General features: G+C 74.6%; 1 protein-coding gene. It reads right to left on the bottom strand.

The genetic code is table 11. The features are described 5' to 3' along the window. Positions 1–287 (bottom strand): family 1 glycosylhydrolase (locus tag LZP69_RS16195; protein WP_234201722.1); only part of this gene is annotated, 287 nt, incomplete at both ends.

Raw genomic sequence — 287 nt, 5'->3', positions numbered from 1 at the left:
CAGCCGGTAGGCGACCTCGAGGGCGGCTGCCGGCTGGCGCAGCCCCGGCGCGTGGATGCCGGCCGCGTAGCCGAGGAAGGCCGAGCACCACGGCTCGTTGAGGGTCGCCCACGAGCCCACCCGGTCACCCAGGCGGGTGGCCACCGCATCGGCGTACTGGCCGAACAGCTCCCCCGTCCGCGGGTTCAGCCAGCCGCCGTCGGCCTGCAGCTCGCTGGGCAGGTCCCAGTGGTACAGCGTGACCAGCGGTGTGATGCCCCGGGCGAGCAGCAGGTCGCACAGGCGGT

Origin of the sequence: Shewanella sp. AS1 (assembly GCF_021412565.1) — a bacterium.
GTDB lineage: Bacteria > Pseudomonadota > Gammaproteobacteria > Enterobacterales > Shewanellaceae > Shewanella.
This window is presented reverse-complemented; position numbering and strand designations above follow the sequence as displayed.